Annotated in this window: 16 protein-coding genes; 5 read left to right on the forward strand and 11 right to left on the reverse strand. The window is 71.4% G+C overall.

Annotated elements, in window-relative coordinates; translation table 11 throughout:
* The first annotated feature begins 246 nt into the window (after nt 1–246).
* Nucleotides 247–1,194, forward strand: coding sequence for a methionyl-tRNA formyltransferase (locus ACF09C_RS02380; RefSeq protein WP_392087712.1), 948 nt, complete (start codon nt 247–249; stop codon nt 1,192–1,194).
* Between the two features lie 101 nt (nt 1,195–1,295).
* Nucleotides 1,296–2,432 carry a winged helix DNA-binding protein gene (locus ACF09C_RS02385; RefSeq protein WP_392087715.1) on the forward strand — a complete coding sequence of 379 codons (1,137 nt, stop codon included), beginning with the start codon at nt 1,296–1,298 and terminating at the stop codon, nt 2,430–2,432.
* Nucleotides 2,433–2,483: 51 nt separating this feature from the next.
* Here ACF09C_RS02385 and recQ read toward each other — a convergent pair whose 3' ends face one another.
* Entirely contained in the window at nt 2,484–4,484 is a 2,001-nt protein-coding gene (gene recQ, locus ACF09C_RS02390) for a DNA helicase RecQ (RefSeq protein WP_392087717.1), read from the reverse strand.
* Nucleotides 4,485–4,574: 90 nt separating this feature from the next.
* Nucleotides 4,575–5,987 carry an aminopeptidase P family protein gene (locus ACF09C_RS02395; RefSeq protein ID WP_392087719.1) on the reverse strand — a complete coding sequence of 471 codons (1,413 nt, stop codon included), beginning with the start codon at nt 5,985–5,987 and terminating at the stop codon, nt 4,575–4,577.
* Between the two features lie 121 nt (nt 5,988–6,108).
* On the opposite strand from ACF09C_RS02395, the gene ACF09C_RS02400 reads away from it, so the two are divergent.
* Nucleotides 6,109–7,092, forward strand: coding sequence for a LuxR family transcriptional regulator (locus tag ACF09C_RS02400; protein ID WP_392087721.1), 984 nt, complete (start codon nt 6,109–6,111; stop codon nt 7,090–7,092).
* Nucleotides 7,093–7,162: 70 nt separating this feature from the next.
* On the opposite strand, the gene ACF09C_RS02405 is transcribed toward ACF09C_RS02400, so the two are convergent.
* Nucleotides 7,163–8,470: a serine hydrolase domain-containing protein gene (locus tag ACF09C_RS02405; protein ID WP_392087724.1), complete on the reverse strand. Its 1,308-nt coding sequence runs from the start codon at nt 8,468–8,470 to the stop codon at nt 7,163–7,165.
* Between the two features lie 209 nt (nt 8,471–8,679).
* A complete protein-coding gene (locus ACF09C_RS02410; protein ID WP_392087726.1) occupies nt 8,680–9,423 on the reverse strand; it encodes a class I SAM-dependent methyltransferase in 744 nt (247 codons plus the stop codon).
* Nucleotides 9,424–9,727: 304 nt separating this feature from the next.
* Between ACF09C_RS02410 and ACF09C_RS02415 the strand changes: the two genes are divergently transcribed.
* Together ACF09C_RS02415 and ACF09C_RS02420 are read left to right on the forward strand one after the other, a co-directional pair.
* The gene (locus tag ACF09C_RS02415) at nt 9,728–10,552 is read left to right on the forward strand and encodes a VOC family protein (RefSeq protein WP_392087729.1); all 825 of its coding nucleotides are present in this window, start codon (nt 9,728–9,730) and stop codon (nt 10,550–10,552) included.
* A gap of 81 nt (nt 10,553–10,633) precedes the next feature.
* Nucleotides 10,634–11,446 carry an SDR family NAD(P)-dependent oxidoreductase gene (locus ACF09C_RS02420; RefSeq protein ID WP_392087731.1) on the forward strand — a complete coding sequence of 271 codons (813 nt, stop codon included), beginning with the start codon at nt 10,634–10,636 and terminating at the stop codon, nt 11,444–11,446.
* A 10-nt stretch (nt 11,447–11,456) separates the two neighbouring features.
* Here ACF09C_RS02420 and ACF09C_RS02425 read toward each other — a convergent pair whose 3' ends face one another.
* The 7 genes from ACF09C_RS02425 to ACF09C_RS02455 form a co-directional block, all read right to left on the reverse strand.
* Complete coding sequence (locus ACF09C_RS02425) at nt 11,457–12,620, reverse strand: alpha-hydroxy-acid oxidizing protein (protein ID WP_392087733.1); 1,164 nt, start codon at nt 12,618–12,620, stop codon at nt 11,457–11,459.
* A gap of 86 nt (nt 12,621–12,706) precedes the next feature.
* Nucleotides 12,707–14,665: a sigma-70 family RNA polymerase sigma factor gene (locus tag ACF09C_RS02430; RefSeq protein ID WP_392087735.1), complete on the reverse strand. Its 1,959-nt coding sequence runs from the start codon at nt 14,663–14,665 to the stop codon at nt 12,707–12,709.
* 151 nt (nt 14,666–14,816) lie between these two features.
* Entirely contained in the window at nt 14,817–16,421 is a 1,605-nt protein-coding gene (locus tag ACF09C_RS02435) for a glycoside hydrolase family 13 protein (protein WP_392087737.1), read from the reverse strand.
* A 112-nt stretch (nt 16,422–16,533) separates the two neighbouring features.
* The gene (locus tag ACF09C_RS02440) at nt 16,534–17,409 is read right to left on the reverse strand and encodes a carbohydrate ABC transporter permease (protein WP_392087739.1); all 876 of its coding nucleotides are present in this window, start codon (nt 17,407–17,409) and stop codon (nt 16,534–16,536) included.
* Nucleotides 17,410–17,425: 16 nt separating this feature from the next.
* Nucleotides 17,426–18,385, reverse strand: coding sequence for a carbohydrate ABC transporter permease (locus ACF09C_RS02445; protein WP_392087741.1), 960 nt, complete (start codon nt 18,383–18,385; stop codon nt 17,426–17,428).
* A gap of 143 nt (nt 18,386–18,528) precedes the next feature.
* Entirely contained in the window at nt 18,529–19,947 is a 1,419-nt protein-coding gene (locus ACF09C_RS02450; RefSeq protein ID WP_392087743.1) for an extracellular solute-binding protein, read from the reverse strand.
* A gap of 218 nt (nt 19,948–20,165) precedes the next feature.
* Nucleotides 20,166–24,455 (reverse strand): discoidin domain-containing protein, encoded by a 4,290-nt coding sequence (locus ACF09C_RS02455; protein WP_392087745.1) that lies wholly within the window; start codon nt 24,453–24,455, stop codon nt 20,166–20,168.
* Nucleotides 24,456–24,618 lie beyond the last annotated feature (163 nt).

A 24,618-nucleotide genomic window follows, 5' to 3' on the forward strand; every position in this document is an offset into this window, starting at 1 on the left:
TCACTCCCATCGTGCGGGACAGCCGCCAGTGAGGCGTGGATGAAAAGACGGGTGCCGACCTCGCCGTGGACCTCGGCCAGCCGAACTTAGGTAAAGCTAACCTGACCTGGCTTGAACTGTCGACTGGGCAAAACGGACAAGCGAGAGATGACGGCCGTGAACAGCCGTGAAATGGGGGCCCGTTGCATCCTTAGGTAAGCCTTGCTTTACTTGGCGCGGTCATTCGCTCTTCTGAGGAGGAACCCCATGCGGGTCGTCATGTTCGGTTACCAGACCTGGGGGCACGCCACCCTGAAAGCACTCCTGGACTCCGAGCACGACGTGGTGATGGTCGTGACGCACCCCAAGAGCGAGCACGCGTACGAGAAGATCTGGAGCGACTCGGTCGCCGACCTGGCCGAGGAGCACGGCGTTCCGGTCGTCATCCGCAACAGGCCCGACGACGAAGAGCTGTTCCAGGCACTCAAGGACGCCGACCCGGACATCATCGTGGCCAACAACTGGCGCACCTGGATCCCGCCGCGGATCTACACGCTGCCCCGGCACGGCACGCTGAACATCCACGACTCCCTGCTGCCCAAGTACGCCGGCTTCTCCCCCATCATCTGGGCGATGATCAACGGCGAGTCCGAAGTCGGCGTCACGGCCCACATGATGGACGAGGTGCTCGACGCGGGCGACATCGTCGACCAGCGCGCGGTGCCGATCGGTCCCACCGACACCGCGACCGACCTGTTCCACAAGACGGTCGACCTCATCGCCCCCGTCACGATCGGCGCCCTGGGCCTGATCGCCTCCGGGCAGACCGAGTTCACCAAGCAGGACCGCTCGCAGGCCAGCTTCTTCCACAAGCGCTCCGAGGAAGACATCCGGATCAACTGGGACTGGCCCGCCGACGTCCTGGAGCGCCTGGTGCGCGCCCAGTCCGCGCCGTACCCGGCGGCCTTCGCCTTCCACAGGGGCAAGCGCGTCGAGATCCTCTCGGCCGCGGTGTCCGAGGGCCGTTACGGCGGCACGCCCGGCCGGATCTTCTACCGCGAGGGCGAGGGCGTCGTGATCGTCGCCGGCGCCGACGCCCGCACGGGCCGCAACCACGGCCTGGCGATCACCCGCGTACGGACCGAGGACGGCCGGGAGCTGCCCGCGACGGAGTACTTCACCTCCATGGGCGGCTACCTCACCAGCCGCCCCTGACCTCCCGAACTCCGGCGCCCCCAGACGGTCCTGGGGGCGCCGGCTCCATACAGAATGACTGGGTTAGGTTCACCTAACTCGTACGGGGAACAGGAAGATCCATGGAACACCGGGTGACCTCCGGCACCGCTCACGACGCGAACGGCACGAGGTTCGCCGTCGTCGGCATATCGAACGTCCCGACCGACTGGGCGCGGGTCTTCAGCTCGCTCGCCGAGTCCGAGCTGACCATCGACCCCGCGCAGGGCGGCTTCTCCGCGCTGCTGGCCGCACCGTCCCCCGCCGGACCCGTGCAGCCGCCCACCGAGCCCGCACAGCCGGCACAGCCCGCGCGTCCCACGGAACCCGCGGGGCCCGGCGGACCGGCCGAACTCGGCGGCGCCTCGCACCCCCTGGGCCCGCGCTCCTTGAGCACGACACCGCCCAGCGTGCTGAACCTCAACGCCTACCTGCTGTACGCGCTCGGCAAGGCCGCCCGCCGCAGACTCACCGAGAAGCTCTCGGCGCACGGTCTCCGCCTGTGGCACCTGACGGTGATGGCGATGGTCGCCGATCTGGGCCCGCAGATGAAGACGGTCCTCGCGGCCCGGCTCGACATGAACGCCAGCGACCTGGTGAAGATCGTCAACGATCTGGTGAAGACGGGCCATGTCGACTGCGGCCGGGATCCGGCGGACCGGCGCCGTGTGGTCGTCCGCCTGACCCCGGCGGGCAGGGCCTTTCTGGGGGCGCTCAACGCGGAGATCGCGTCGACCGACGACGAGGTCCTGGCGCCGCTGAGCACGGAGGAACGCGAGCTGCTCGGCTCCCTGCTCCGCCGTGTCCACCGGCACCTCGAACCGGCCCCGGCCGGCGTCGTGCACGAGCAGCCGCGGTACGAGACACCCGCCCGTACGGGCTCGGTCGAGGACGGCCGGATCGACTGGACGCGCCCGGCCGAGGAGATCGCCCGGCTGGTCGAGGACCGGCGCCATCTCTTCCCGACGGCCTACACCCACCACGACGGCCGGCGGCTCGAACTGCTCGGGGCACGGGTCTCCGAGGGCACCTACTCCGGCGCCCCCGGCCTGGTCATCCACCGGGAGGACGAGGGCGTCGTGATCGTCACGGGGCCGAAGGCCGCCACGGGAGCCGAACGCGGCCTGGTGCTCGGCCGGTTACGCACCGAGGCGGGCCGGGAGGTCGCGGCGGAGGAGTACTTCCCCTCCCCCGGAGCGCTCCTGGCCGACCGGCCCTGACGGCCGGCCTCGGCACGGCCGCCCCCGACCACCGGACCCCGCCCCGGGCGCTCACTCCCAGTCGTCCCAGGGCGGCTCCTCCTCCGGATCGAAGGGCGGCGGCTCCTCGTCGAACCCCGCTCGGGACGCCGGGGGCGACGGGGGCGCCGTAACCGACGGCTGCGTCTCCGGGGCGGCGGCAGCCGTCCCCGGGGCGCGGCTCTCGGCCAGGGTGTCCAGGACGCCCTGGGCGTACTTGGCGAGCTTGGCCTCGCCCACGCCACCGACGGTGCCCAGCTCCTGGACCGTGGTGGGAGAAAGCGTCGCGATCTCCCGCAGCGTGGCGTCGTGGAAGACGACGTACGCCGGAACGCCCTGCTCGCGCGCCGTCGCGGCCCGCCAGGCCCGCAGCGCCTCGAAGACGGGGACGGCCTCGGCCGGCAGGTCGACCGGCACGCGGGCGCCCTTCCCCGAGCGCGCACTGCTCTCCTTCGTACGGGAGCTCGCGGCGGGCGCCTTCTCCTTCCGCATCGGGACCTCGCGGCGGCCACCGAGCACCTCGCCGCTCGCCTCGGTCAGCACGAGCGTGCCGTAGTCGCCCTCCACCGCGAGGAGCCCCTGCGCGAGGAGCTGGCGGACGACCCCGCGCCACTCGGCGGTCGACAGGTCGGCGCCGATACCGAAGACCGTGAGGCCGTCGTGGTCGAACTGGATGACCTTGGCGGTCCGCTTGCCCTGCAGGATGTCGATGATCTGGCCGGCGCCGAACTTCTGGCGCCGCTCCTTGGCCAGCCGCCAGACCGTGGACAGCAGCTTCTGCGCCGGGACCGTGCCGTCCCAGGACTCGGCCGGGGTCAGGCAGGTGTCGCAGTTGCCGCAGGGTTCGGCCTGCTGCCCGAAGTAGGCGAGCAGCCTGACCCGGCGGCAGTCGACCGTCTCGCAGAGCGCGAGCATCGCGTCCAGGTGTGCGGCCAGGGACCGGCGGTGCGTCTCGTCGCCCTCGGAGCCCTCGATGAGCTTGCGCTGCTGGACCACGTCCTGCAGTCCGTACGCCAGCCAGGCCGTGGCCGGCTCGCCGTCGCGGCCGGCCCGGCCGGTCTCCTGGTAGTAGCCCTCGACGGACTTCGGCAGGTCGAGGTGGGCGACGAACCGGACGTCCGGCTTGTCGATGCCCATGCCGAAGGCGATCGTCGCGACGATCACGACGCCGTCCTCGCGCAGGAAGCGGGCCTGGTTCGCCGCGCGCGTCCGGGCGTCCATGCCCGCGTGGTACGGCAGGGCGTCGATGCCCTGCTCCACCAGGAAGGCGGCCGTCTTCTCGACGGAGGAGCGGGAGAGGCAGTAGACGACGCCCGCGTCCCCGTCGTGCTCCGTGCGGATCAGCTCCAGGACCTGCTTGAGCGGGTTGTTCTTCGGGACGATGCGGTACTGGATGTTCGGCCGGTCGAAGCTCGCGACGAAGTGCCGGGCCTCCTGGAGGCCGAGCCGCGCCGCGATCTCGGCGTGGGTGGCCTCGGTCGCCGTCGCGGTCAGCGCGATCCTCGGCACCTTCGGCCAGCGCTCGTGCAGCATCGAGAGGGCGAGGTAGTCGGGCCGGAAGTCGTGGCCCCACTGGGCGACGCAGTGCGCCTCGTCGATCGCGAAGAGCGACACCGTGCCCCGGTCGAGGAGCCGCTGCGTCCCCTCCGAACGCAGCCGCTCGGGGGCCAGGTAGAGCAGGTCGAGCTCGCCGGCGAGAAAGGCCTGCTCGACGGTCTGCCGCTGGTACGCCTGCTGGGTGGAGTTCAGGAATCCGGCCCGCACGCCGAGGGCGGTCAGCGCGTCCACCTGGTCCTGCATCAGCGCGATGAGCGGCGAGATCACGACGCCCGTGCCCGATCTGACCAGCGCCGGGATCTGGTAGCAGAGCGACTTGCCGCCGCCTGTGGGCATCAGGACGAGAGCGTCGCCGCCCCCGACGACCTGCTCGACGATCTCCTGCTGTGCGCCGCGGAAGGAGCTGTAGCCGAAGACACGGTGCAGCACCTCCGACGCCTCGGAGGGGGTCGCGGGGGAAGCTTCCGGAAGGACCATTCCAGAAGCCTAACGGCGGCGGCCGACACTCCCGTCCCGGTCGGGTGAACCTGTGGACAACCCCCGCACGGGATCACCTGTGGACCACGCTCAGCCGGCCGTCCGGGCCATCCACGCCTCGACCTCTTCCGCCGTGCGCGGCAGGCCGGCCGACAGGTTCTCGTGCCCGTCGGCCGTCACCACCAGGTCGTCCTCGATCCGGACGCCGATGCCCCGCCACTCCTCGGGCACGGTGAGGTCGTCCGGCTGGAAGTACAGGCCGGGCTCGACGGTGAGCACCATGCCGGGCTCGAGGACCCCGTCGACGTACTCGGCGTTGCGGGCCTGCGCGCAGTCGTGGACGTCGAGACCGAGCATGTGGCCGGTCCCCGCCATGGTGAAGCGGCGCTGCAGACCGAGGGTGTACGCGCGCTCGGCGGGCCCCTCGATGAAGCCCCACTCGACGAGCCGGGCCGCGAGGTGGCGCTGGGACGCCTCGTGGAAGTCGCGGTAGGCGGCGCCCGGCTTCACGGCGGCGAAGCCCGCTTCCTGCGCCTCGTACACGGCGTCGTAGACCTTCCGCTGCACGGGAGAGAACGTGCCGCTGATCGGGAGGGTGCGGGTGACGTCGGCGGTGTAGAGGGTGCGGGTCTCCACCCCGGCGTCGAACAGGAGCAGCTCCCCGGGGCGCACCGGGCCGTCGTTGTCCGTCCAGTGCATGATCGTGGCGTGGTCGCCGGCGGCGCAGATCGAGCCGTAGCCGACGGAGTTGCCCTCAAGGCGGGCGCGGCGGAAGAACGTGCCCTCGATCCAGCGCTCGGAGGAGGCGACCGCGCGGGACAGCTCGCCGACGGCGTCGGTGAAGCCGCGCACGGTGGAGTCCACGGCCTTGCGCATCTCGGCCAGCTCCCACGCGTCCTTGACGAGCCGGAGGTCGCTCAGCGCCTCCTCCAGCTCCTCGTCGCGCTCCGCGTCGGTGGTGACGGCGGCCTCCAGGGCCGGGGCGACACCGCGGACGATCCGGGTCGGGACGGCGGAGGCGGTCGCGAGGTCGCGGGCCGCCGTGCGGACGTCGCGGCAGTCCAGGCCGAGGACCCGCGCGGACTCGGCGAGGGAGCGGCGGCGGCCCATCCACAGCTCGGCCGTGGGCCCGGTCCAGAACTCGTCGTCGTCCCGGCCGTCCCGGGGCAGCTGGTAGCAGTACGCGTCGTGTCCGCCGTCCGCGCGGGGTTCGAGGACGAGGGCGCCGTCCCGTGCCTGGTCGCCGGTCATGTGCACATAGCCGGTGTACGGGCGGAAGGGGTAGGTGTCGTCGTTCGAGCGGACCTTGAGGTTGCCGGACGGGATCACCAGCCGCTCGCCGGGGAAGCGCGCGGAGAGCGCGGCCCTGCGGCGGGCCGCGTACGGCGCCTGCTCGTCGAGTTCCAGGTCGTGCCGTTCGGTGTCCGCCCAGCCCGTGCGCATGAGGGCGGAGAGCTCGTCGGAGATCTCCGTGTACAGACCGTTCTTCCGGCCCTTGGCCATGTCGGGTCCCTTCGTCCGTGCGGTGCCGTCGCGGACGGACGCTAGCCCCGGGAGCGGGCGCCGGGTGCTCAGGAGTGCCAGTGGCACTGATCGGCCACGCCGGGCGCCGATAATGCGAGGCATGACAAACGCGAAACTCGGTGAGGCGCTCCGACTGCTCGGCGTCGGCGAACCCGCCGTGCGGGTCTATCTGGCGCTCCTCGACCTGGCACCGGCGCCGCTTGACGCGCTCGGGGAGGCGACCGCGCTGGACGGCGAGGAGCTCGCGGCGGCCTACGGCGAACTGGCCGACGCGGGTCTGGCCCGCACAGCCGCCGAGGGTGCGGACGTGGTGGCCCCGGTGCCGCCGGCGGCCGGTCTGGAGGTCCTGGCCCGGCACCGGGCGGCCGAGCTTGAGGAGTCCCGGCTCGCGGTCGGCGGCGCCTTCGAGTCGTTCCGGCGCCGGCGGCTCGCGGCGTACGACGCCCCGCTCGTGGAGGTCGTCACGGGGGACGCGGTCGGTCCCCGGCTGCGCCAGGCGTGGGCGAGCGCCCGCGAGCAGATCCGGCAGTTCGAGTCACCGCCGTACTTCCCCACTCCGGGAGCGACGGAGGACGCGCTGGCCACGCTCGCGCGCGGGGTGACCCAGCGCGTCATCTACTCCCGTGAGTCGCTGGAGTACCCGGGCCGACTGCGCGAGGCGATCGAGCCGGCCGTCGAGGCCGGCGAGCAGGCCCGGGTCCTGCCGTCCGTACCGGTCAAGCTGGTGATCATCGACGAGGCGTACGCGCTGGTGTCGCTCTCGATCCGGGAGGCGGAGGTGCACCACACGATGCTGGTGGTGCAGCCGTGCGGGCTGCTCTCGGCGCTGGTGGCGCTGTTCGAGGAGTCCTGGCGGAGCGCCCTGCCGTTCCACGGCCGCACCACCCGCCCGGGCGGGCTTCCCCCCGCCGACCGGCGCCTGCTGTGGCTCCTCGCGGGCGGCGCGAGCGACGAGGTGGTCGCCCGCGAGCTGGGGATCAGCCGGCGCACGCTCTTCCGCCGCCTCCAGATCCTGATGGCGCGCCTGGGCGCGGCGAACCGCTTCCAGCTGGCGCTCCAGGCCCAGCGGTCGGGCTGGCTCTAGCCACCCCGGCGTGCACACGTATGCGGGAGGGCCGCCGGTCACGCGGACGCGGCGGCCCCGCGCCCGTGGATCAGCGGTTCTCGGGCAGGTCCTGCTCGGCAGCGAGCGCCGCCGGCGCCTGCGCGTCGAGCGTGGCCGCGCGGGACGTCGACTTCGCGGCGGGGGCCGGCTTCTTGCCGCAGAAGGCGGCCTCCAGCGTGGCGCCGAGCGCGGTGTTGGCCTCGCCGCGGTTGGAGGTGTTCGCCATCGCGGAGAGGCTGCGGCGGCCGTCACGGGTCGAGAAGGCGTAGGTGTAGAAGCCCTGCACGGTCCCGGTGTGGCCGAAGACCTGGGTCCCGCAGGAGAGGTCGTAGCGGCGCAGGCCGAGGCCGTAGAAGCGGGTGTTGGTGGCGTCCGTCGGGGTGACCGTCGTCATCGCCTCCAGCATGCGGGGCGACAGCAGCCGGCCCCGCATCAGCGCGCCGGTGAAGGTGTTCAGGTCCGCCGGGTTGGAGATGACCGCACCGGCCGACTGCGCCCAGGACACGGTCTGTTCCGTGGAGTCCACGAGCGCGCCGCCGGCCTCGTCGGGGTGCAGGTAGCCGCGCACCTGGAGCCCGGAGATCTTGGTGTCGGGGTGGACGTACGAGGTGTTCCGCAGGCCCAGCGGCTTGAAGATGCGGCGCTCGTACTCCTGGGCCACCGGCTTGCCCGTGAGCTTCTCGATGAGCATGCCGACGACGACGAAGTTGGCGTTCGAGTACTTGTACGCCACGCCGGGCTCCGTGGTGCGCGGCTCGCTCAGGGAGAGGTCCACCAGCTCCTGGTAGCTGAAGACCCGGTTGCGGACGGCCTCGAAGCCGGGGACCGTCTGGTTGAACATGGCGTTGGTGTAGTCCGCCAACCCACTGCGGTGGGTGAGCAGGTGACGCACCGTGATCCGGTCGTCGGGCAGCAGCCCCGGCAGGTAGCGGTTGACCGGCTGGTCGAGCTCGATCTTGCCCTCGTCCACCAGCTGGAGCAGGACGACGGCGGAGAAGGTCTTGCTGACGCTGCCGATCCGGAACCGCGCCTGGGTGTCCATGGCCGCGCCCGAGGCGCGGTCGCGGACCCCGAGGGCGCGCGTCTTGACGCCCGTGGGTCCGGTGTAGCGGGCCATGGCGCCCGGGGCGCCCTTGGCCATGGCGTCGTTCAGCGCCGCGGCGACGCCCTCCATGTCGGGGAGCCGGCCCAGCGAGCGCGGGCCGGCGTCGACCGCGCGGAGCGGGTCGGTGGCGGCGCGGGCGGCGGCGGGACCGGCGGGAGCGGCGACCGCGCTGGTGGCGGGCGCGACACCGGCGGCGAGTGCGGCCACCAGGGTGGCACTGACGGCAAGGCGTCGTTGCGACGACAGGTGCACGTGGATTCCTCGGCTCGTTCGACGACGCGGCACACGCCAGCGGTGTGCCGCGAGGGTCCGGCCGGTCCGCGCGGTGCGCGCCGTCTCCGGAACCCATGGATCATGAGTGCCAACGGCCGAGAACGGTTCCTGACACGGGCCACGGGTTCCGGAGCACGCCCTTCCGGCCCGCCTGGCGGCTCACCGCGGCCACCGGGCGGGCCGGCGGCTCAGGCGCGGCAGCGCAGCATCTCCAGCGGCGGGCTCGCCAGGAGGTCGGCCCAGAACTCCTCGCCGAACGCGCGGATGCCCTCCTCGGACACCTGCAGCGGAACCCATTCCAGCTCACTGAACCCGGCCGCCCGCAGGGACTCCTCGTAGGCCTCGCGACGCGGGCAGTTGGCGACGATGGAGATCGGCTGCGGTTCGAGGAGCGCCGTGACCCGCACCCGCGGGCCGGTCCCGCCCTCCTCGCCGGTCGGCTCGCAGCGGAATCCGTACGTCTCCAGGGAGGCGCAGTCGAACGCGTAGTCGGGCTTCTGGGCGAACACGAAGAACTCGCCCCCCGGCACCAGGCTCCGGTGGATGTTGCGGCACATCCGCTCCATCGTCGCGACGTCCTCGGCGTAGTTGAGACACTGCACGGCCAGCGCGAGGTCGAAACGGCGTTCGGGAGCGTGCAGTTCGGCCACGTCGCCGACTTCGTAGCGCACGCCGAGCGGCTCGCGGCGCTCGATGTCCCGCGCGGCGGCGATCATCTCGACGGAGATGTCGACCCCGAAGACGTCCGAGGCGCCGCGCCGCTTGAACTCCCTGCTGTAGAACCCGGTGCCGCACGCCACGTCGAGCACCGACCTGCCGGTCACGTCCCCCACGAGGCCCAGGACGCTCGGCACCTCCCCGTAGCGCGTCAGCGGCAGGGACTTGAATCCCTCGAACGCCTCACCGATCGCGTCGTACTGATCCACCGTCATGTGTTCCCCCTGTATTCCCGCACGCTTCATCCGGCCGTCGGCGGCCGTGGCGACGAGTCTCCTCCGCCGTCGAGCGACGGCCGTACTGGCGAAAGGCACGAAATGCGGGCCGGCGCACCTGCCCATCACCCAACCCGAGCCCGCCGGACGCACCCGGCTCGCCGGGTCGCGATGAGTTCCGGGGCCGTACGGAGTCCACCCTTCAGCACCGTCGCCGGACGGCTGCCGATCGCCGGTCGCCCGTCGTGCGCGACCGACGCCCCGGTGCAAGGCTGGCGACAGACCGTCTCGGAAGGGAAGAACCATGATCACCACCGACCCCGTTCCCGGCACCCCCTGCTGGCTCGACCTCGGGGCACCCGACGTACCGGCCGCGGCGGCCTTCTACGGCTCCGTGCTCGGCTGGGAGTACGAGGCCATGGAGGCCGGTGACGCCGGAGAGACCGGCGGGGGTGGCGAGGAGATGGAAGGGGGGATGTTCCGCAAGGACGGCAAGATCGTCGCGGGGCTCGGCAAGCTCACCGAGGCGGGGGCGCGCTCGGCCTGGATGATCTACTACAGCGTCGAGGACGCGGACGCCACGACCCGGGCGGTCGAGCAGGCGGGCGGGAAGGTCCGGGTCGCCCCGATGGACCTCGACGAGTGGGGCCGGATGGCGCAGTTCACCGACCCGCTGGGCGGGCAGTTCGCCGTCTGGCAGCCCGGTACGAACAGCGGGGTGGAACTGGTGGACGCGCCGGGCTCGCTCTCCTGGACGGAGCTGTACACCACCGACGCGGCCGCGGCGAAGCGGTTCTACACCGACGTCCTCGGATGGTGGTACAGCGACATGGAACTGCCGGGCGGCGGCGGTACGTACTCCCTGGTCACCCCCGCGGGCCTGTCCGAGGACCGGATGCAGGGCGGCATCATGGGCATGCGGGCGGAGGACCTCACCCTGAACAGCGGCCGGCCGTACTGGCACCCGGTCTTCGACGTCGACGACTGCGACGCGGCGGTCGCCCGGGTGAAGGCGAACGGGGGCACGGTCCAGATGGGCCCGGACGACGCCGAGGGCGTCGGGCGGCTCGCCGTGTGCGTGGACCCGTCGAACGCGGACTTCGTCCTGCTGACGCCGGAAAAGCCCTGACCCGGGCTCCCCGCGATGTGATCAACTGATCGACGGGAAGGCGGAAACGCGACAGCCACGACCACAGGGGCCCGACGACCGATGGCGAACCAGCGTGTGTACCTCGTGACCGGCGGCGGAACGGGCATCGGGGCGGCGACGGCCCGGCTGCTCGCCGAGGCGGGCCACCACGTCGTGGTCTCCGGGCGCCGCCCCGAGCCGCTGCGGCTCGTCGCCGAGGAGACCGGGGCGCTGGCCGTCCCGTCCGACATCGGCGACCCGGACGCGGTGCGCGCGCTCGTCGACGCGGCGATCGGCGCCCACGGCCGCCTCGACGGGGTGGTCCTCAACGCCGGCATCGGGCGGGGCGGCGGCGTGGGCGAGGTGACGCTCGACGACTGGGACGCGGTCCTGCGGACCAATCTGACCGGCCCCTTCCATCTGCTGCGCGCCGCGCTCCCGCACCTGCTCGAGGCGCGGGGCGCGGTGGTCGCCGTGGCCTCTGTCTCCGCCCTGCGCAACGGCGTCGGCAACGCGGCCTACGCGACGTCCAAGGCGGCCCTCCTGCAGCTCTGCCGCTCGCTCGCGGTGGACTACGGGGAGGCCGGCCTGCGCGCCAACACGGTGTGCCCGAGCTGGGTGCGCACGGACATGGCGGACCGCCGGATGAGCCGCTTCGCCGACGAGGCGGGCCTCGACGGCGTCGACGCGGCGTACCGCGAGGTGACGCGCGTGCTCCCGACCGGCCGCCCGGGTGAGCCCCGCGAGGTCGCCGAGGCGATCGCGTGGCTGCTCTCCCCGGCCTCGTCGTTCGTCAACGGAGCGGTCCTCACGGTGGACGGCGGCGCGACCGCCCTCGACCCCGGCACCCTCGCCTTCGACTTCCACCTCACGCCCCGCGCCCCGGGCGCCTGAGGCCGCGCGGTCACCCGACCCGGCGCAGGGCCTCCGGGGTCAGGTCGGCGAGGGTCGGGTAGCCGTCGACCGCCATCAGGAGGTCCGCCTCCGCGAGGAGCGAGCGCAGGACGTGGACGAGGCCGTCGACGCCGCCGAGGGCGAGGCCGTAGGCGTACGGGCGGCCGACGGCGACCGCGGTCGCGCCGAGCGCGAGGGCCTTGACGACGTCCGTACCGCTGCGGACCCCCGAGTCGAAGATCACGGGCAGCCCGTCGGCCGCCTCGACGACCCCGGGCAGCGCGTCCAGCGCCGCGAGGCCGCCGTTGGCCTGGCGGCCGCCGTGGTTGGAGCAGTAGACGCCGTCGACTCCTCCGTCCTTGGCCCGGCGTACGTCCTCGGGGTGGCAGAGGCCCTTCACGATCAGCGGGAGCGAGGTCAGCGAGCGCAGCCAGGGGAGGTCGTCCCAGGTCAGCGGGTTGCCGAAGACACCGGCCCAGTGCAGCACCGCCGCGCCGGTGTTCTCCTCCGGGGGCTGGGCGAGGGCCGCGCGGAAGACCGGGTCGCTGGTGTAGTTCGCCAGGCAGTGCCCCCTCAGCTGGGGGAAGTTGCTCGTCGCGAGGTCCCGCGGGCGCCATCCGGTCACCCAGGTGTCCAGGGTGACCACGATGCCGCGGAAGCCGGCCTTCTCCGCCCGCTCCACCAGGCTGGCGGCCAGGTCCCGGTCCGTGGGCGTGTAGAGCTGGAAGAACCCGGGGGTCGGGCCGAACGCGGCGGCGACGTCCTCCAGCGGGTCCACCGCCAGCGTCGAGGCGATCATCGGCACCCCGGTGGCCGCGGCGGCGCGCGCGGCGGCGAGGTCGCCGTGCCCGTCCTGCGCGCACAGGCCCAGCACCCCGATGGGAGCCATCATCAGCGGCGACGGCAGGGACAGGCCGAACATCGAGACCGACAGGTCCCGCTCCTTGGCGCCCACGAACATCCGCGGGATCACGCCGTGGCGGCCGAAGGCGGCGACGTTCTCCCGCTGGGTGTGCTCGTCGCCCGCCCCGCCGGCCACGTACGACCAGACCGACGGGGACATCGCGGCGCGCGCCCGCTCCTCCCACCCCTCGTACGTCATGGGGAAACGCGGCAGGACCCCGCCCAACCCGTTGAGGTAGATCTCGTTCTGGTACTCACCGAACGCGCCCACACCGTGCTCCCACTCCCTCGACAAGACCGGTACGGGTGATTCAAGCCGCCGGGTCGCCGGGGGTCCAGAGGAGACACCGACCCCCGTCAGCGGGCGCCGAACACCTGGGTCCAGTAGGGGCCGCCCTGGTCGTGGATGCCGATGCCTATCTCCTTGAAGTCGCAGTTGAGGATGTTCGCCCGGTGGCCGGGGCTGTTCATCCAGGACTCCATCACCTGCTCCGGGCTGCTCTGCCCCATGGCGATGTTCTCGCCGTACGTCGACCAGGGGTACCCGGTGGCCGTGACGCGCTCGCCCGGCCCCTTGCCGTCGGGGTTGGTGTGGTCGAAGTAGTCGCGGGCGGCCATGTCGTCGGAGTGCCCCTGCGCCGCCCTGGTGAGCTGCCCGTTCGCCGTCAGGGGACTGCAACCGACCTTGGCCCGCTCGGCGTTGACCAGACTGATGACCTGATCGGCCGCGGAGTCCGAGCCGGTGGGAGCGGTCGTCTGCGTCACCTTCGGCTTCGGCTTGGGTTTGGGCTTCGTCGTGGGCGACGAGGTGCGCGGGGCCGCCGTCTTCGACGGCGTGGCCTTCGCGGTGCGGCTCGGACGAGCCGACGGCGTCGCCGTCGCACTCGCCGATGCCGAGGCCGACGCCGAGGCGGAGGGGGACTCCAGGAGCGTGGTCGGATCCTGCCCGGCGGCGAGGTCGGGGCCGGGAGCGGCGGCGCGGTTCGCGTCCACCGCGTCTCCGTCCCCGTCGGGGCCGGCGTTCAGGTAGAAGGCGCCGCCGGTGACCGCCACGACCGCCATGCCGGCCGCGACGACGGCCCTGCGCCGGCCACGCCGCTGCTCGGCCTCCCTCCGCCGCCGTGCGGCGCGCGAGCTTCGGGGGCCCGCCGTACGAGCGGCGGACACGGAGGCGAGGGTGCTCTGCGTCTCGTACGGGACCGCCGCTTCATACGGCGCCACCGCTTCGTACGCCGCCGTGGGGTCGTAGGGCGCCGTGGGCTCGTACGGCTGGTGCGGTTCGTACGGCTCGTACGGCTCGTACGCGGCCTGCGGCTGCTCGACCGGCTGGTACTGCGAAGGAATCCCGTACGACCCGTAAGACCCGTTTGCCTCGTACGCCGTATTGGCGCCGTACATCTCGTTCGCGCCGTACGCTTCGTTCGCACCGTAGGTCTCGTTCGTGGCGTACGTCTCGTAGCCCCCGTGGTGCTGCGCCGGGTACGCGGTGTTCGCCGCCGCCGTGAGGCCGAAGCCCGCGCTGTCCCTGACCGCGGCGAGCAGCCACGCCGACGGGGGTACCAGGAGCAGCCCCGCGAGCAGCCCCTCGGCGGGGACGAGGTTGCTCCACAGGCCGCCGCAGTGCGCGCAGCCTCGGGCGTGCCGGGCTATGCGCTTGCGCCACAGGGCGGACGGGCGGCCGTCCCAGGTGCCGAGCTCGCCACGGAGGGCCGGGCACGGCGGGTTCTCCATCAGGGCCCGTACGACGACGCGGGCGGTGTCGAGCTGCGCCTTCATCCGCTGGACCCGGACCGCGGTGTGCTCGGTGGACAGGCCGAGGGCGGCCGCCACCTCGTAGCGGGTCAGTTCGCCCGCGCACTCCAGCCACCAGAGCGACAGCAGCGCGCTGTCGTCCGGCTCCAGCCAGCGCGTGGCCTCGGCGGTCTCACGACGCTGCCCCGAGAGGTGCAGGCTGACCAGGGTCAGCTCCACGAAGTCCGCGCCGGGGTGAGCGACGTCACGGGCGTCGTCGAGGACGCCCGTGGCGAGACGCGTCTGCTGCCTGTGCCAGTGGCCGCGGATCCCGTTCATGGTGATGGCCACCAGCCAGGAGCGGAAGCTGTCCGGGGCGCGCAGGGCAGGCAGCCCGTCGAGCGCCCGCAGCATCGTCTCCTGCACCACGTCGTCGACATCGTGGTGGCCGTTCAGGGCCCGGCCCACGATGTTGTACACGAGGGGCAGATAGGCGGCTATGAGCTGGTCCTGCGCCCACAGGTCCCCGCTCTGCGCCGCCCTCACGAGCTCCGTCCCGTGCTGCGCGCCGTGCTGCGTTCCCATGCCCTGGTTCACTCTGCCTGTCCCGCCTGTTGTCGATGCCGGCAGTTGGGAGACCCCGAGGTATCCCGCTGATAACAGAAATCGACGAAAGTTTTGCGGCACAGTAGTGCACCGAAGCGAACGGGTGCAGTCGCACCCGCCTCTGTGCAGGTCAGACGCGCAGCCATACCGCCGTGTCCTGGGGCAGCCGCCCCTCCGCGTCGAGCGGGCCGCCGGCCAGCAGGATCCGCTGGTGCGGGGGCAGGGCGGCGGGTGTGGGGGCGAGGTTGGCGACGCACACGAGGCCGTCCCTGCGGGCGAAGGCGAGCACCCCCTCCGCGGCCGGCAGCCAGGTCATGGGTCCGTCGCCGAAGCCCGCCTCGGTCCGGCGCAGTGCCAGGGCCGTCCGGTAGAGCGCGAGCATGGACTCCGGGTCGGAGTCCTGGCGGTCCACCGCGTAGCGCGCCCAGTCCCGGGGCTGGGGCAGCCACGGCTCGGCCGTCGAGCCGAAGCCGTACCAGGGCGCTTCGGCGGCCCAGGGCAGCGGGACGCGGCAGCCGTCGCGGCCGGGGTCGACGCCCTCGGAGCGGGCGTGCATGGGGTCCTCGATGCGGTCGAGCGGGATGTCGGCCTCGGGAAGTCCGAGTTCCTCACCCTGGTACACGTAGACCGATCCGGGCAGCGCGAGGGTGAGCAGCGCGGCGGCGCGGGCCCTGCGGGTGCCGAGGCGGAGGTCGGTCGGGGTGCCGAAGGCCTTCTTCGCGAAGTCGAAGCCGGTGTCGGCCCGCCCGTAGCGGGTGACGGTACGGGTGACGTCGTGGTTGCAGAGGACCCAGGTCGCGGGGGCTCCGACGGGCGCGTGCTCGGCCAGGGTGTCGTCGATGGTGCGGCGCAGCCGGTCCGCCTCCCAGGGGCAGGAGAGGAAGCTGAAATTGAAGGCGGTGTGCAGTTCGTCGGGTCGGAGGTAGCGGGCGAAGCGCTCGGAGTCCGGCAGCCAGACCTCGCCGACGAAGATCCCCTGGTACGTGTCGGCGATGGCGCGCCAGGAGCGGTAGATGTCGTGGAGTTCGTCCTGGTCGATGTACGGGTGGGGGTCGACGCCCGCCACGAAGTCGGCGAGGGCCGGGTCCTTGGCGAGGAGAGCCGCGGAGTCGATGCGGACGCCCGCGACGCCGCGCTCGAACCAGAAGCGCAGGACGTCCTCGTGCTCGCGACGGACCTCCGGGTGGGCCCAGTTGAGGTCCGGCTGCTCGGGGGTGAAGAGATGGAGGTACCACTCGCCGTCCTCGACCCGGGTCCAGGTGGCGCCGGAGAACTGCGAGGGCCAGTCGTTGGGCGGGAGTTCGCCGTGCTCGCCGCGGCCGGGGCGGAAGTGGAACCGTTCCCGCTCGGGGCTGCCGGGGCCCGCGGCCAGGGCCGCGCGGAACCAGGCGTGCCGGTCGGAGACGTGGTTGGGGACGATGTCGACGATCACGCGGATGCCGAGCTCGCGGGCTTCGGCGATCAGCTTCTCGGCCTCGGCGAGGGTGCCGAAGGCGGGGTCGATGGTGCGGTAGTCGGCGACGTCGTACCCGCCGTCCACCAGCGGGGACAGGTACCACGGGGTGAACCAGACGGCGTCGACGCCCAGTTCGGCCAGGTAGGGCAGTCTTGCCCGGACGCCCGCGAGGTCCCCGGTGCCGTCGCCGTCTCCGTCGGCGAAGCTGCGTGGGTACACCTGGTAGATGACGGCGTCGCGCCACCAGTCGTCGGTGCGGTGCGTGTGAGGGGCTGCCACGTGACGGTCCTTTCGGGCAGGTCGGGTTCTTCGCCGCCGGCCCGGTTGCTGCGGGGCGTTGGACGGGCCGGCGGCGAAGCTCTTGGGGGTGCGGAGGCGGCGACGGGCGCGGTCAGCCCTTGAGCCCACCGGCGGTGAGACCGCTCATGATGTTGCGCTGGAAGACCAGGAAGATGAGCAGGGTCGGCACGGAGGCGATGGTGAGCGCGGCGATGAGCACGTTCACGGGGACGCCGTTGGAGAGCGAGTAGATGCCGACGTTGAGCGTCTGCGTCGCGGGGTCGGGGAGCGTGAGCATCGGCCAGAGGAAGTCCTTCCAGACCCCCACGACGGCGAAGATCGACACCACGCCCAGGATCGGCCGGGAGATCGGCAGCACGATCGACCACAGGATGCGAAGCGGCGACGCGCCGTCCATCGAGGCCGCGTCCAGGAGTTCCCTCGGGATCGAGTCGAAGAACCGCTTGAGCAGGAAGATGTTGAAGGCGTTGGTCACGGACGGGAGCCAGATCGCCCAGGGCGTGTTCAGCAGGTTGCGCTCGATGACGGGCACGTCGAGGACCGTGAGGTACTGCGGTACGACGAGGACGGTCGCCGGGATCATCAGGGTCGCCAGCATCAGGCCGAGGATCGCCTTGCCGAGGACGGGCCGCAGTTTGGAGAGCGAGTAGGCGGCGGCCACGTCGAGGACGAGCTGGAAGGCGAGCGCGCCGAACGCGTAGTAGAGGGTGTTGAAGAGCAGGGTGGCGAGGTCCATGACCTCCCAGGCGCGCGCGTGGTTCGCCGGCTCGAAGCTGCCGGGTATCAGGGTCGGCGGGGTCTGGATGACCTCCTGCGCGTCCTTGAAGCCGCTGGTCACCAGCCAGTAGAGGGGGCCGAGGAACGCCAGGGTGAAGCCGCCGACGACCACGGCGAAGACGGTCCAGTAGAGGATCCGGCCGCGGGGGCGGGCGAGTTGGGCGGGCGAGATGAGTGTGCGTGTCGACATGCTGGTCTCCCCCGGTCTACTCGTCCTCGGCGCGGCTGAGCTTCACGTACGCGGCCGAGAATCCGGCGAGCAGTACGAGCAGGAGCAGGCCGAGCGCCGCCGCGGCACCGTAGTTGTTGAAGTTGAAGGCGTACTGGTAGATGAGGTAGACGACCGTCGTGGTGGAGCCCTCGGGGCCCGCGCCGCCGGTCAGCAGGAAGGGTTCGACGAAGACCTGCATGGTCGCGATGATCTGCATGAGCAGCATCAGCGACAGGATGAGGCGGGTCTGCGGGATGGTGACGTGCCAGATCTTGCGGAAGAGCCCTGCGCCGTCGAGTTCGGCGGCCTCGTACAGCTCGCCGGGGATGGACTGGAGCGCGGCGAGGTAGACGAGGGTCGCGCCGCCCATGTTCATCCAGGTCGAGGCGATCACGACGGAGAGCATCGACAGGTCGGGGTCCTGCAGCCACTGCTGTTCGGGCAGACCCACCGAGGTGAACAGCTCGTTGAGCAGGCCGTAGCCGGGGTCGTAGAGGTACTTGAAGAGGAGGACGGAGGCGACCGGCGGGAGCATCACGGGCAGGTAGACGAGCAGTCTGAGGTAGCCCTGTCCGTGGTGGAACTCGTTGATGACGATCGCCACGACGAACGGCACGGCGAAGCCGAGGACGAGGGCGAGCACGGTGAACAGGAGCGTGTTGCGCCAGGCCTGCCAGAAGGCGGGGTCGTTGAAGACGGTGACGAGGTTGTCGAAGCCGACCCAGGTGGTCTGTCCGCTCTCGGTCTTCTGGAAGGCGAGGAAGAACTCCCTGACCATCGGGTACCAGGAGAAGACCGCGAAGCAGAGGACCGCGCCGATGAGGAAGCCGTGGGCGGTGAGATTGCGCCGCAGGCTCCTCGCGAACCGCCCGCCGGGGGGCGCGTGGTCCGCCTCGTGCGGCGGGGACGGGCGGGGGGATCCCGCCCTGCTCGGGGTGAGGCTGGGGGCCGACATCGTCGCTCGCTCCTTGGTGCTGGTCAGCCGGCTCTGCCGGTTGCGCCGGTTCTGCCGGTCGTACCGGGTCTGCCGGGTGTCGGGCCGGGGAGGGTCCCGGGCGGGGCGGCGTCAGGACGGTCCGCCCCTGCCCGGGGTTCCCGTCACTGGTTGGCGAGGACCTGGTTGACCTGCGTCTCGGCGGTGGCGAGCAGCTTGTCGACGTCGGCGTCCTTGTTGGTGAGGATGCCGGACATCACGGTGTCGAGGACCTTGTAGATCTCCTGGGCCTTCGGCGGCTCGGCCTTGCCCGCGACGGGGTTGTCCATGAAGGTCTTGAAGTTGGCGACGGGCATGGTGGCGTGCTCCACGCGGGCGGCGTCGTCCTTGGTCTTGGAGTCGTTCAGCCAGAAGTTGGGCTGCGGGACGCCGACCGGCAGGCCGTCCGCCTTGGAGCGGGACCAGTCGAACTGGCCCTTGCCGACGGTGAGGTTCTTGAAGTTCAGCCAGGCGACCGCGGCCTTGATCTTGTCGGCGGAGATGCCCTTCTTGACCATGTAGTTGTTGCCGCCGGCCAGGGTGGCCTTCTCGCCGGGGATCGGTCCCATGCCGAAGTTCTCGTACTTCGCGCCGAGTTGCTGGACCATGTACGCGATGTCGTCGGGCGCCGCGAGGAACATGCCGAGCTTGTCGCCCGCTATCTGCTTCTGCAGGTCGCCCCACTGCAGCAGCTGGGTCTTGCCCATGCTGTCGTCCTCCCAGCGCATGGCGTGGAGGTTCTTCGCGACCTGCTTGCCGAGGTCGTTGTTGAAGGCGGCCTTCGTGCCGCCCGCGTCGACGATGTCGCCGCCCAGGCTGTACAGCTGCGCGGTGAAGTGCCAGCCGCCGGTGTTGCCCGCGCTGTACTCGCCGAAGCCGGAGACGCCGTTGCCGAGTCCGGCGATCTTCTTGGCGGCGGCACGCACCTCGTCCCAGGTGCGCGGCGGGGCGTCGGGGTCGAGGCCGGCCTGCTGGAAGAGCTTGCGGTTGATGAGCAGGCCCATCGTGTAGTTGCTGGTGGGCAGGCCGTAGAGCTTGCCGTCCTGCTTGAGGGAGCCGAGGACGTTCGGGTCGATGTCCTTCAGGAGCGGGACGGTCTTGTCGTTGACGTACGCGGTGATGTCGGCGGCGCCGTCGTTGTCCAGGACCTGCTGCAGGTCGGTGAAGTACGTGTAGAAGACGTCCGGCTGGGACTTGGCCTTGAGCATCGCGGTGAAGCGGGGCGGTTCGAGGCACTGTCCGGCGGTGGAGCGGCCCTCGATGGTGACGTTGGGGTACGTCTTGTTGAAGGTGGCGACGTCCTCCTTCCACTGCTTGAGCTCGGCCGCCTTCGCCGTCGGGGGCATGCAGTCGATGGTGAGCGTCACCTTGGTCTTCGGGTCCAGCGGGGCGGCGGGGTCGGACGACCCGCCGCCTTCGGACCCGCCGCCGTTGTTGTTGTCGCTGCTGCTCGTGCCGCAGGCGGCGAGCAGGGTCAGCGTGAGCGCGGAGACGAGGGTGACCGCGCCGGCGCGGCGCGTACGGCGGATCCGGGCACTTCTCATGAGTGGTCCCCTTCGGGCCTGAACGTGGAGGTCTCCCCACCGCCGGTGCGTTTTGTGGGGCGCGCCACACTCAACCACCATCAACAAGTGAACGCAAGATATCGCGCTGATTTCGTAATTGACTGACAGAAAGCAGAAGGAGGCCGGTGCAAGCAGCCGCAAGCCGCCTGCACCGGCCTCACCGGGCCGCTGTCCCGCCCGGGGTGTCGCAGGACCCGCTAGGGGTTGATGTTGATCTTGAAGGTGGAGGTGGTGTTACGGATGTCCACCGCGTTGCCGCTCAGATCGAGGCCGTTGAAGGTCACCTCCCCCACGGCCGGCCCCTGACCGGACTCGGGCAGCTCGTTGGCCCAGAGGCCGAAGCCCGACTTGGCGTCGAACGCGTCGCCGCTCTTGCGGGCGCCCGTGATCGAGACGTCCGTGAAAACGGTGTCCTTGATGGGGAACTGCGGCTGTCCGCCCACGTAGTTCGTCTGGAACATCACGCCGCTGTAGGTCGGGTCGACGATGTCGACATGGTTGACCCTGATCCCCTGGAAGACCTTGGAGGCGGAGAACACCCAGATGCCCGGGAAGGTCTGCGCGCCCCAGAAGTGCCCGCCGGCCCGGACGATCGAGATGTTCTCGAAGGTCGTGGGATCGGTGCCGAAGCCGTTCATCGGGTAGCCGAAGTCCAGCGAGGAGATCGTGATCCCGGAGTAGACGAGGGTGTCGGCGATGTGGATGTTGCGGAAGGTGTTGTGGTAGCCGCCGTAGACGGCGACACCGGCGGCCCGCCAGGTCAGCGTCGACGTCAGGTTCTCGTAGACGTTGTTCTTCATGTCCGCGCCGCCCGCGTCGATCGCGGAGAAGAGCGCGAAGCTGTCGTCGCCGGTGGCCCGCGCGTCGTTGTTGGTCACGAGGTTGTCGGTCGAGCCGTTGGTCATGTTGATGCCGTCGGCGAACATGTTGCGGATCCGGGAGTTGCGGATCGTGATCCGGTCGGTGTTCGCGCCCCAGTACAGGCAGACCATGTGCTCGTTCCAGATGTCGTCGATGACGATGTCGGTGACATTGGCGAAGTCGAAGACCTTGCCGGGGCCGTCGATCCGCGAGGTGTAGTTGCCCCAGTAGGCGAAGCCCTTGAAGAGCGATCCCTTGGCCGCCGCCTCGGCCCGGAAGCCGACGTCGGTGTTGTCCTGCGTGGCGGGCGCGTGGAACTTCGTGTACCAGGGGCCGGCGCCGACGACCTTCACCGGCTTGCCGTACACCTGGAACTTGCTCGACGTCTGGTAGTCGCCCGGGGGCAGGTACACGCCGACGAGGGTGCCCGTGGTGTCCATCCGCACCTTGTCGAGCGCGTTCTGGACCTCCTGGTGGCCGAAGCCGGCCGGGACCGTGTACGTCGCCGGGTCCGGGTTCGCGACGGGCGCGACCTGCTCCAGGTTCACGAAGTCGATCGCGTAGTACGACTGGCTGTTCGCGGCGTCCTTCTGCAGCCGGATCCTGCTGCCCGCCCGCACGGTCTCGCCGAGCATGACGTTCGCCTCGTCGTAGATGTGGCGCGGGGCGCCCGAGCCCGGGGAGTTGCCGGGCGCGGTCTCGGCCCCGTACAGCCAGGCGTACCGGGACGTCACCGGGAGCGCCTTCCTGAACACCCCGTCGACGTAGACGTTGATCGTGGAGTCGACGCCCCCGCCGCCCGGGGCGTCCGGCAGCGAGACCCGGGCGACCAGGGTGTTGGTGTCGGCGCGGGTGGTGAACTCGACGTACTCGCCGGTCGCGTCCAGGTTCACGGCCTTGCGGCCGGAGGCCTCGCCCGCGATGTCGCCGACGGTCCTGTTCGGCCCGACGACCTGCGCGCCTCCCCCGGCGGTGCCGTCCTCCGCCTCGTACATGTCGTACGGCATGTTCGCGCCGCGGCCGACGAAGAGCGGCTGGGTGGAGGTGTTGTTGGCGCGCTTGACCGGTAGTTCGTCGGCGTCGTCGGCGAGGACCACCTTCACGGTGTACGAGCCGTTGGCGGCGGTCCAGGGCCCGAGGCTCACCTCGGCCGAGGCGCCGGCCGCGAGCGCCCCGCTGTGCGCCCCGGTCAGCGTCTTCACCGCGGCGCCCGTGGAGTCGAGCAGGGTGAGGGTGACGCCGTGGCTGCCGGTGGCGCTCGCCACCGTGCCCTGGTTCTTCACGGCCACCTTGAAGGTGACGGCCTGCCCGGCGGCCGGGCTGGACGGCGAGGTGGTCACGGCGGTCGTGACCAGGTCCGAGCTGGAGACCGGACTGACCACCAGGGCGATCGGTCTTGTGAAGGTGTTGTTGGACTCGTTCTGCTCGATGACCGCGCCCGCCTCGTCGGCGACCGCGCTCAGCTCGTACGAACCGGCGTCCCGCGCCCCGATGGAGGCTTGAGCCGTGGTCTGGGCGCCGGCGGCCAGGGCTCCGACCTGCGCGGTGGCGACCTTGGTGCCGCCGAGGCGCAGCGCGACGGCGCTCGCGGGCGCCGCGGCCGGACCGCTGTTGCGGACGGTCGCGCTCACCGTGATCGGGTCCGACTCGACCGGGGAGGCGGGCGAGGCGGTGAGAGCGGTGACCTCCAGGTCCGGGTTGGGCGCCGGGACGCCGATGACCTGGAACTCGGCGAGCTGGCCGGCCGGGGCGCCGGAGTTGGCGGTGAACCGCAGCTGGACGTCGGCGACCCGCGCGGAGACGGGGATCGTGACCGTGTTGCCGCTCGCCGGGTCGAAGGTGTGGCTCCTCGCCGCGACGAGGCTCGTGTGGCCGGAGGCGCTCTGCTCGCGCCCGAGGACCTCGATCGTCTGGCTCCGGGTGGCCCAGGACGCGTCCGGGTTGAGCTTGAGGACGAGCCGGTCGAGGTCGGCGTTGGAGCCCAGCTTCACGGTGAGGGTCTGGGGGTAGCTGCCGCCCGCGCCCTCCCAGTAGGTCGTGAGGTTGTTGTCGTTGGCGTTGACGGCGGCGTAGGTGTGCACGCTGGAGGAGGCCGCGATCTCCTTGCCGACCGCCAGGTTCGAGCCCGTGCCGCCGGTGCCGTCACGGGTCACGGCGTTGCTGTTGGCCGACTGGTTGCCGGCCGCGTCCTTGGCGCGGACGTGGTACGCGACGGTCGCGGAGGCCGGCTGGGTGTCGGTGTACGTGGTGACGTTGCCGGCCACGCTGCCCCGGAGGGTGTTGTTGGCGTAGACGTCGTAGCCGGTGACGCCCACGTTGTCCGACGAGTCGTTCCAGGTCAGCCTGATCTGGCCGGCGCCCGGCTCGGTGAGCTGGAGGTTGGCGGGTGCGGTGGGTGCCTGGGTGTCGCCGGTGTCGCCGGTACGGGTGACGGTGTTGCTGTCCGCCGACTGGTTCCCCGCCGCGTCCCTCGCGCGGACGAGGTAGGTGACCGTCTGGTTCGCGGGACGGGTGTCGGTGAACGTGGTGACGCCCCCGGCGACGCTGCTGAGCAGAGTGCCGTTGGCGTAGACGTCGTAGCCCGTGACGCCGACGTTGTCGGTGGCCGCGTTCCAGGTGAGCCGGATCCGGTCGGTGGCCGGCTGGGTGAGCGCAAGGTTCGCGGGCGCGGACGGCGCCTGGGTGTCGCCGGTCTGCGGGCCGTAGACCTCCAGCTCGGAGAGCTGTCCCGCGGGCTGGACGCTGTTCGCCGTGACGAGGACGCGGACGTGACGGGTGGTGGTCGCGTCGAAGGTGATCGTCGCGGTGTGTCCGCCGGCGGCGTCGAAGGTGTACGCCTGGGAGGCGGTCAGGTCGGTGAAGGCGCTGCCGTCGGTGCTGCCCTGGATCTTCAGGGTCTGACTGCGCGTCTCCCAGCCGGAGGGCAGCCGGAGCACGACCCGGTCGACGCGGACGGCGGAGCCGAGGTCCGCCTGGATCCACTGCGGGAGCGCGTTGTTGGTGCTCTCCCAGTAGGTGGCCCGATTGCCGTCGTTGGCGTTGGACGCACCGTACACCTCGGTGTGGCTGCTCGCGGTGAGGGTGCGTCCGGCCGCGAGGTTGACGGAGGAGCCGTCGGCGGCGTGCACCTCCAGCTCGGAGAGCTGTGCGGCCTGCCAGCCCGTGTTGGCGGTGATGTGGACCCGGACGAACCGTGTCTGGGTGGCGGGGAAGCTCACCGTGACCGTGTTGGCCGCGCCCGGGCTGAAGCTGTAGGTGGCGGAGTTCTTGAGGGTGGCGAAGCTCGTGCCGTCGGCGCTGCCCTGGACGGAGAGCGTCTGATTGCGGCTCTCCCAGCCCGCTGGCAGCTTCAGGACGACCTCGTCGACGCGGGTCGTGGTGCCGAGATCGGCCTGGACCCACTGGGGCAGGCTGCTGCCCGCGCTCTGCCAGTACGAGCCCTGGTTGCCGTCGGTGATGTTCGCGGCGCCGTACTCGGCGAGTGCGCTGCTCGCCGCCGCGGGGTCGCCCAGGGCGACGTTCGGGCCGCCCGCCGCCTGGGCGGTCACCAGGGGTGCGCCCAGTGTCAGGAGGATGGTCGCGACCACGGCGCTCAGGAAGCGTGGTCTCCGGTCGAAGATGCTCATCTGTCCTCTCAGTCCTCGGTCTCGGCCTCGCGCCCGACCGGCGGCGAGGCACGGCTCAGCGGCGGGGGGCCCCGCCGGGCGGGGGGCGCCCCCGGGGGGGGGGGGGGGGGGGTGTGTGGGGGGTTTGGAGAAAAGACGAGCGGGGGGCCGAAGGTCGCTGGCC

Source organism: Streptomyces sp. NPDC014870 (assembly GCF_043081505.1).
Taxonomy (GTDB): domain Bacteria; phylum Actinomycetota; class Actinomycetes; order Streptomycetales; family Streptomycetaceae; genus Streptomyces.